2 protein-coding genes and 1 pseudogene are annotated in these 8,725 nt (G+C 59.8%); all 3 read right to left on the reverse strand.

Going from position 1 to position 8,725, the window contains the following annotated elements; genetic code table 11:
* Positions 1–275 precede the first annotated feature (275 nt).
* Positions 276–1,378, reverse strand: a pseudogene (locus tag PV350_RS41180) (IS630 family transposase).
* Between the two features lie 787 nt (positions 1,379–2,165).
* A complete protein-coding gene (locus tag PV350_RS41185) occupies positions 2,166–3,719 on the reverse strand; it encodes an AMP-binding protein (RefSeq protein ID WP_500338524.1) in 1,554 nt (517 codons plus the stop codon).
* 82 nt (positions 3,720–3,801) lie between these two features.
* Positions 3,802–8,724: a type I polyketide synthase gene (locus PV350_RS41190; RefSeq protein WP_500338526.1), complete on the reverse strand. Its 4,923-nt coding sequence runs from the start codon at positions 8,722–8,724 to the stop codon at positions 3,802–3,804.
* Position 8,725: the final 1 nt, after the last annotated feature.

The raw sequence follows: 8,725 nt of genomic DNA on the forward strand, positions 1-8,725 counted from the left end.
AACTCGGGCGAGTAGACCTTCATCACCATAAGAGATTCCTCCTCCCCGACCCCTGGCGGGGCCGGGCTCAGAGGTGTCCACCACCCGGGGACAGGTCCCGCACTCGAACGCGACTGGGACACCGTCCTGGCCGGCCTCACCCTGCCATGAAGCAGCAGCCCCGTCGAAGGCCACATGAACCGGGGTTCCTGGCGGCCAAGCCCCCTGAGCCATCCGGCGGCGGAACAGTCACAGCAATACCTGGAACCCCTGGGTCCCACCGATCCTACGAGTGCTCAGGTTGAATCGGCGATGTCCGGCTGGTTGATCGGGCCGTTGAGGTCCAGGCCGGTGGTCGGCAGGCAGCCCTCGATCAGGTGCGGGCGATACTGGATCTTCTTCAGCTTACGCTTGATCACCTGGGTCAGGTGCGCGAGGTCGGCGGCGGCGAAGTCGGCCAGAGCCCGTTTCAGCAGGCTCCAGATCCCTTCCTGCGGTTTGAGTTTGGGCGCGTACGGCGGCAGGTGGAAGATCACCAGCCAGTCCTTGTGCTCCTCGGCGAAGTCGAACAGCTCCTGCTGAAGGTGCACATTGAGGTTGTCCCACACCCACACCACGGGGGCGCCCAGCAGCAGGTGCACCATCCGGATGAAGTCCCGGGAGTCGTTCCAGGCGAACGACTTCGGCTCGCCCTTGCGGCCATGGGAGACGCGCAGCTTGAAAAACATCCGCGCCCGCTGGCCAGCCTTGAAGCACACCGCGCCGGCGATGTTCACCCTGCCTCCGCGCCGTCCGGCCACTCGCACGATAGGCCTCGCCCCGCGCGGCGCCCAGGTCCGCCCCTTCAGTGGAATCAACGACTGCCCGGCCTCGTCCGCGAAGCAGATGTAGGCACCCAGGTGTGCGGCGGTGGTTTTACCTGCGGCCATACCTCGGCCTTCCACACCTCAATCACCTCCTCGCTGCGCTCCAGCGACCGCCGCAGCGGCACCTGCCAGCTCCAGCCGTGCCGCCTGAGCAGCCGCCACACCCCCTGCACGGTGTAGCCGATGTGGAACAACCGGCCGATCAGCAGCTTCACCCGCTTCAGGGTCCAGCTCTGGTGTTCGTCGTCAAAGCCGTGCGCCAGCGGTCCCCGCTTCAACTCCGTTTCCAGCCGTAGCCACTGCTGGGACGTCAGCTTCTCCACCGACAGGAGCCCGGCCGAAGCCAGCGCCGCCGCACCCCCACGCCGCCAGGCCGCCCGCCACCGACGCACCGACCGGTCCGTCACCCGCAGGTCGGCCGCGATCTACGCCGTGCCCGCTCCGGACTCAAACCGCTTGGCCGCCTCCAGCCGTAACGCCTCACGCTTGTCCTGCTCGGCAGGCGTCAGCCCACCCCCTTGCGCGTACCGCATGAGACGGTCGTACCGCAGGGATCACACCCCGTCACCACCCCGGACACCGCGCATTCAACCTGAGTGACCGGTTCGAACCCACCAGGAATGTAGGGCAACAGTCATGCCGGGCCCAGAGGCCAACAGCCCCATTGCAGGCCGCGAAAAGGATAACCAGGGGGAGCGGGGCCCCGACTGCGCCCGCCGGACGCATGTTTGCGACGTACCTGGGGACAGCCCGTCGCAAACGCTTGGCCCGGCATGGGCTAACCCGACAAGCCTAGCGCCCGCCAGGACCAAGACGTTCGCCCCCTCGAACAGTTGGCGCAGATATTCTTTCTCAGTCGCATACTGAGGAACGCAAACACCACACCGCCATGGACGCGCACACCGAGAGCCTGGTCGCACCTCTCGTCACGTCACGCAGGCTTTCCCGGCAGAGTAGGCGCCAGCTACGAGACGGGGTGCTCTCGGGCCAGCAGAAGAGACACGACAACATGACGTCGCCGATGCAGCCGATGCCGCAACTCCGACGTAGCCGCCGCTCGTCAGCAGGTCAGTCCTGGCCAGCACCGCCCTTATCGGGTCCATCCGCGCCGCCGGCGCATACCATCAGCACGGCTGAACATCACTCCCACACGTCCTCGGACCGAACCTGAACGGCCCCGAGCTCACGGCGACAACGGCACTCCTGACACCGACGACGGCCTGGTAGACGTGACCGCCAGTTCGACCGAGCCATGGGCCGCGCTGAGCCCCGTTCCCTGAGATCACGACCACCACATATTCGCCCGGCTAAACAACTACGTCAGACCGCCTGTTCGGCGACACGCACTCGCAAGGCATTCTTGTCCACCTTCCCCAGACTCGTGAGCGGCATTTCATCCACAAAGTGGACATAACGAGGGACCTGCACGTGCCCCTTGCGGGCCCGGACATAACTTTGCAGTTCTTCGGCACTTACCTTTGAGTCTCCCCGCAGGACGACGACGACGTTTACAGCTTCCCCTGTTTCTTCGTCTGATGTTCCAAACACCGCGGCTTGGGAAACTGCCTCATGTTCGACGAGCACCTCCTCAAGCCCTCGAGGGTAGACGTTAGGGCCGGAACTCATGACGATCAGGTCATTAAGGCGGTCTAGGATGTACAGATATCCCCCATCATCCATTCTGCCAACATCACCGGTATGCAACCAGCCATTCCGGAAGGTTTCTGCAGTCAAGTCGGGAAGGTTCTTGTAGCCGTCCATCACCATGGGACTGCGCACGCATATTTCGCCGACCTCCCCATCACGTATTTCAACGCCGTCACTGTCCAAAATCGTCACAGCTGCACTGACTGCTGGCCGGCCACAGGATGCCAACAACTCCGGGCGATTCGGATCGTGGTCTCCCCTTGATAGATAGGAAATGGGGTAGCACTCTGTCTGACCATACAGTTGCGCAAACACTGGGCCGAGACGGTCCATCCCTTCCCTCAGCCGCTCCGGAGCCATGGAGGCGCCGCCATACAGAAGAAGCTCCAGACAGGACAAGTCAGCCTTCCGATTATCCAGCGAGTTCAGCATCGCATAGATCATGCTTGGCATCATCAGAGTAAAGTTTATACGCTCTCTTTCGATCACCGAGAGAATGTGATCCGTGGTCACGTCACTCAGCAGATGAACCGAACCTCCACGCATGAGGGTCGGCAAAACTTTCACACCCGAAACGTGACTTAGTGGACCAATCATGAGAAACCGCGGGTTCTTTGGAATCTCAAAATCCGACAAGATTGAAGCAAAGGTGTGCGAGGATGAAGGGGAATGTCGCCGAACCGCTCCCTTTGGGTATCCGGTAGTACCCCCGGTGTAGCTAATAAATGCCACATCTTCAGGCTCCGCAAAGCTCCGCGGAGAAACCGCCCCCGCCTTTCCGGCAGCAGCAATCAGATCAACCCCGAATCCTAGGGGACCCAGAGTAAAAACTTGGGACAACTGATCCGTTCGGGCCGCCAACTCGCCGCCCCTCTCAGCCCGTGAAACGTCGACAATCAGAACATCTGCCCCGGCATCCCTGAGCTGATGTTCCTGGTCTTCCAAGGAGGAGAAGTACAACACCCAGGTGACCGCCATCCCGCTAGCCTGGGCGGCAATAAGCGCACACCAAGTCTCCGCCCGGTTTCCGGACAACAGAGCTACGCAGCTACCCCGCCGCAGACCGTGAGCTGCAAATACCGACTGCATCCGCCCTATCAGGTCGGACGCCCCAGCATACGTCAACGCACCGCCTTCCCAAGCGAACGCTATTCGGTCCGGATACCACCGAAGAACGTCCAGGGTAAAACCACTTAGGGTTGGCCCAACTTGGGTCACATTAGCCATAAAGTCACTCCGATAACATTGAGGCAGACGCTGGATTACGCCGACACAGGCACATCAGTTGCCAAGCCGACCAACCAAACAATCAGGGCATTTCATCCGACATCCATCTGACAACCGCGTGCGCAGACGAATCCGCGTGCTGGATCATCATGGTGAAATGATCACCGGGAACCTCCTCTTCGACATGAGGAAATTCCCAATTGTGTCGCCATTCGTGTCGCTCCAACGCGATCGCTTCAGCACTCACTGGAGGTTCGCTAGGCCTGAGCATGAGAATGGGCGTTCTAATCTCGTGCGGAGTCCATTCGCTGATGAATCTCCCGTAGAACGCCGATGCGGTGATCTTGTGATACGTGTGAGTGCCCACCGGTTCCAGCGCATCATTCTGCCGGCGCAAAAGGCTCATCAGCCGCGGCGATACCTGACTCAGCAGAAGGGTGTCGAGCAGAGCCACACCGCTCGGTGATTTTCCTTGCTGTTCCAGTGACCAAGCCACTGCGTGCGCGAGCACGCCACCAGACGAATGCGCGAGAATAATGCACTCCTGGCCGCTAAAACGCTGAACGATCGCGGAAGCAACAGCTTCCACCAAAACGTTCCAAGTGCCGGCCAGTGGACCAGCGGAGTCGAACCCGGGAAGAACCGCTACCGATACGTGCCGATCTTTGAGCGAATCCGCCAGGCGGCTGTAACTTGCAACCGGCTCCGACGTGAGGAAAGAGGGGATGCAGATGATCCTGGGACCAGCGGCGTCACCACTCGCTAGCGTGACAAATTTCACCTGCGAGGCAACGACCTCGACGGATTCCGACTTCTCCCGCCAGGCAGCGGCCGATTGGGCAACAACTTGCATTTCATGGAACATGCCGGATTTCCGCATCGCAAGATGGACGCGCTCTATCGATTCTTCCAATGAAATAACCGAAGCGTCGGAACGCTCTCCGCCGGAAGCGGGGGCGTGGAGTGGTCTCTCCAGAATCGATGGCCTGGCGCTTTTGTCGACTACAGCACCATTCATTTGATCCTTCAAGTATGCTGCAATTGCTTCGCAGTTGCGATACTCGAATACCAGAGAGGCTGGCAGAGTGAAACCGACCGCGCCACTGAGTGAATTGCGGAATTCGATGGACATCAGTGAATCGAAGCCCAGTTCCCTGAAATCTTGCTCGGGCTCGATGTCATCGGGCGATTGAAACCCTAGAATTGAAGCGACAAAACTTCGAACCATTGGGAGGAGGTCCTCCTGGTCAGGCTGAGCAAAGGAGACATCAGGGCGTTGTGTACCCAAGTCAACTTCAACACGAGGTGCCCTTCCCAGAGGCAGCCGGACAGGTTCGTCCACCAGGGACCGAAGCACCGGGGGAATTTCATCCACGCGGGCACTCAGACTCTTGGGATTCAATCGCAGCGCCACAGCATGCCCAACACTGGCACTGACGGAGCGATCCAAGAGGCTTAAGGCGTCGGAAGTTCGCAGCGGTGGCATACCCAGACGATCCATCCGATGACGGGTCACCGCACCACCTCCTTCGTTCAGGACGGCGGTGTGTTCCCAGAGCCCCCATGCGATCGACGTCGCGGGCAACCCGAGACTGTGCCGATAACTAGCGAACCCGTCCAGGAAGGAATTTCCGGCAGCGTAGGCACCCTGGCCGGCTCCCAGCGTCAGTCCTGCTGCTGAAGAAAAGAGGACGAACGCCGAGATTTTACGATCGAGCGTGGCAGCATGAAGATTCCAGGTTCCCTTCACCTTGGCCTCGAAAACCCGGCTGATCTGTTGCGGTGTCATGGCTGTGATGACCGCATTGTCAAGCACTCCGCCCGCGTGGACAATTGCAGTGATGTCCCGCTCCGCCTCCAAGAGGAGCGTCAGGGCAGCACGATCTGCTACGTCACAGGCGGCGATGCGTGCGTTCGCACCGAGCTTGAGAAGCTCCTCACGCAGAGAGGACGCTGTCTGCGTCAGCCCTTGACGGCTTACCAGGAGAAGATTTCTCACCCCCTGATCGGCAACGAGGTGCCGCGCCACGAGGGACCCCAAGCCACCGGTACCGCCGGTAATGACCACAGTTCCCGTGCCTGCCCACGTATTATCAGTCCGTGGACTGAACTCCGCCGCCCTGAGGCGCGGCCGCAGTGCTTTGCCCTCGCGGAACGCGATTTCGGGCTCGCAGGTACCCAACACGGCCGCCAGCCCATGCTCGGTTGGGCTATCAACCAGGGTAAACCGTCCCGGATTCTCAGCCTGAGCGGCACGCACGAGCCCCCATATCGCTGAATGAGCTACGTTCTGCACGTACTCACCGGGGACGACCGCCATCGCATCGTGGGTAAGGACAACGAGGTGGGCTGCAGAGAAGCGTTCCAGAGTCAGCCAGCGTTGAAGAACTTCGAGAACCATAATCGTTGTGTCTTCGGTGGGCATCGCGTCCGGAACGCGCCAGAAAACGATTTCCGGTACCGCGCCGTGATCTTTCATGATCCAGTCGTATTGCACAACCGATAGATCGCAATCATTCGCACACAGCGCCAGCGGTTCCCAGTCGATGCACCACAGAGAATTCTCGACATCTGAACCAGTGTCCAGTTGCGCTGGAGTCGCCGGGCGGCTGATCAATGATCCTATGCTGACGACTGGCTCATTGTCGAGATTTCTTATTTCGACGCGAACGCCGATCTTTTCCGGCTTGATCCACACACGCACATGGCGTGCGCCAGTGGAATGGACGGTCACGTCCGAGAAGACGAACGGCAGGACGGTTTCACGCACGCTTTCCGCGAGGAGTCCCGCGTGCAGGCAGGCATCTAGTATGGCTGGGTGAACTAGATATCCATCGGTTTCCACTCCTTCGGCGAGGACAACCTCGGCGAACAGTCCGTCTCCGTTCCGATGAAGTGCGCGTACAGCCTGAAAGGCCGGACCATAACAATATCCAGCTTGCTGCAGATCACCGTAGGCGCCGCTCAGGTTAACGCTCTCGGCATCTGCGGGTAGCCACTTCCACGGAATGGCATCGGCAGAGGTGTGGGGGCTGCGGCTGAGCCTCCCCCGGCAATTTCTGATCCATGAAGCTTTTCCGTCCGCGTCAGCAGCGCGCGAATAAATCGTGAAGGACCGCTCCCCATACGTGTCGAGTTTGCAGACCTCGATCCGCAGGTCGACGGACAAACCGGAGGGAACGAAAAGCGCGGTTTCGAGGGTCAGTTCAGCCAGTTCGGGATAGCCGATCTCTCTTCCCGCATAGCAGGCCAGTTCAAGCAATCCTGTGCCCGGCAACAGGACACGCCCGAATACTTCGTGGTCACCCAGCCATGCATTTTTGTACTCATCCAGCCGGCCAGTGAAGACGAATCCTTGGGTGTCAGGAAGCGCTATCGCCTGGTTCAGCAGCGGATGGCTGCCCTGGGTTCCCTGGGAGGAAAGATGATCACTCCCTGCGTTAACCCAGTAGCGTGTACGCCTAAACGGATAGGTGGGCAGCTTCACTTGCTTGCCGGAATCGTAAAGCCTGGGCCAGTCCACAGCAGCACCGTAAACGAACGCTCGCCCGAGGGCTGTAAGAAACTGCCGAAGCTCGGCACTTCCTCTCTTCAACACAGGAACGAAAAAAGCCTCGGGAAGGAAATTGGACCCGAGTGCCGACAGGATCGCGTCGGGGCCTACTTCAATAAATATGGGTGGACTGTCCTCGGACAGAGCTGACAAGGCATCATAAAACCGCACTTCGGAGACGACATGCCTAACCCAGTATTCCGGGTTGCTCATTTCATCCGATACACTTCCGCCCGTTACCGAGGAGACGATCGGAATTTTTGGTAGATGGTACTCAACACTCCGTGCTACTCCGGAAAAATCTCCGAGGACCGGTTCCATCAAAGGCGTATGGAAAGCATGCCCAACCTTCAACCACTTGGCATCCGAGAAGTGCTCAACGAGCGTCACGAGCCGATCTCTCTCTCCGGCGATCACCACCGATGAGGGGCCATTGATCGCTGCAACAAAGACTCCGTCCGGCAATCGTGAGCGAACTTCCTCCTCCTTCGCGCGAACTGATAGCATGGCGCCACCGGAGGGCAATTCCTGCATGAGACGTCCACGCGCCTCGATCAGTTTCCGCGCGTCAGCCAGAGAAAAAATCCCCGCTATGCATGCTGCCGCAAATTCACCGATGGAGTGCCCAAGCACAACGCTTGGATGTACACCGAGCGACTGCATCAGTCGCGCCAGGGCGTATTCCAATGCAAACAAGGCGGGTTGCGCATCTTTACTTCTGGAGAGATAGGTTTCGCCCGAGAATATCTCGTCGCGGAGATCTGACGCGCACGCCTCATCGAAGGCTGCCGAAAACACGGGAAAATGACGATAGAGCTCTTTTCCCATTTTCAGGGTCTGAGAGCCCTGCCCGGTGAACAGAAACGCACATTCCGAAGAAACCGCCTTGCCTTCGGCCGCCACACTGCGATCGGACAACAGAACGGCGCGGTAGCGGTAATCCGATGCTGTTGCGGCCAGAGAGTAGCCAACATCACCGCCTGAAATATCAGGGCTATTGTCAACGTGACGGACTATCTGGACGCACCGTTCTCGTAGCGCGGCGGAAGTCTTTGCTGATAGCACCCAAGGATGAAGCGGCCGCGAGATTTCACCGGATGCATCCGCGCATCGTTCCGCAGGGGTGTGTTCGAGGATGAGGTGGGCGTTGGTGCCGGAGACGCCGAAGGAGGAGATACCGGCGCGTCGGGGATGGTCGGTTTGAGGCCAGGCAGTTGAGGCGTTGATGAGGCGGAGGGTGCCCGAGCTCCAGTCGATTTTGGTGCTGGGCGTTTCCGCGTGGAGCGTCGGTGGGAGGGTGTTGTGCTGCATGGCGAGGATCATTTTGATCACGGCGGTGACGCCGGCGGCTGCTTGGGTGTGGCCGATGTTGGATTTGACGGACCCGAGCCAGAGGGGTTGTTCGGGGGTGTGGTGCTGCCCGTAGGTGGCGAGGAGGGCCTGGGCCTCGATC

Source organism: Streptomyces sp. PA03-6a (assembly GCF_033792765.1).
In the GTDB taxonomy this organism is placed as follows: Bacteria; Actinomycetota; Actinomycetes; order Streptomycetales; family Streptomycetaceae; genus Actinacidiphila.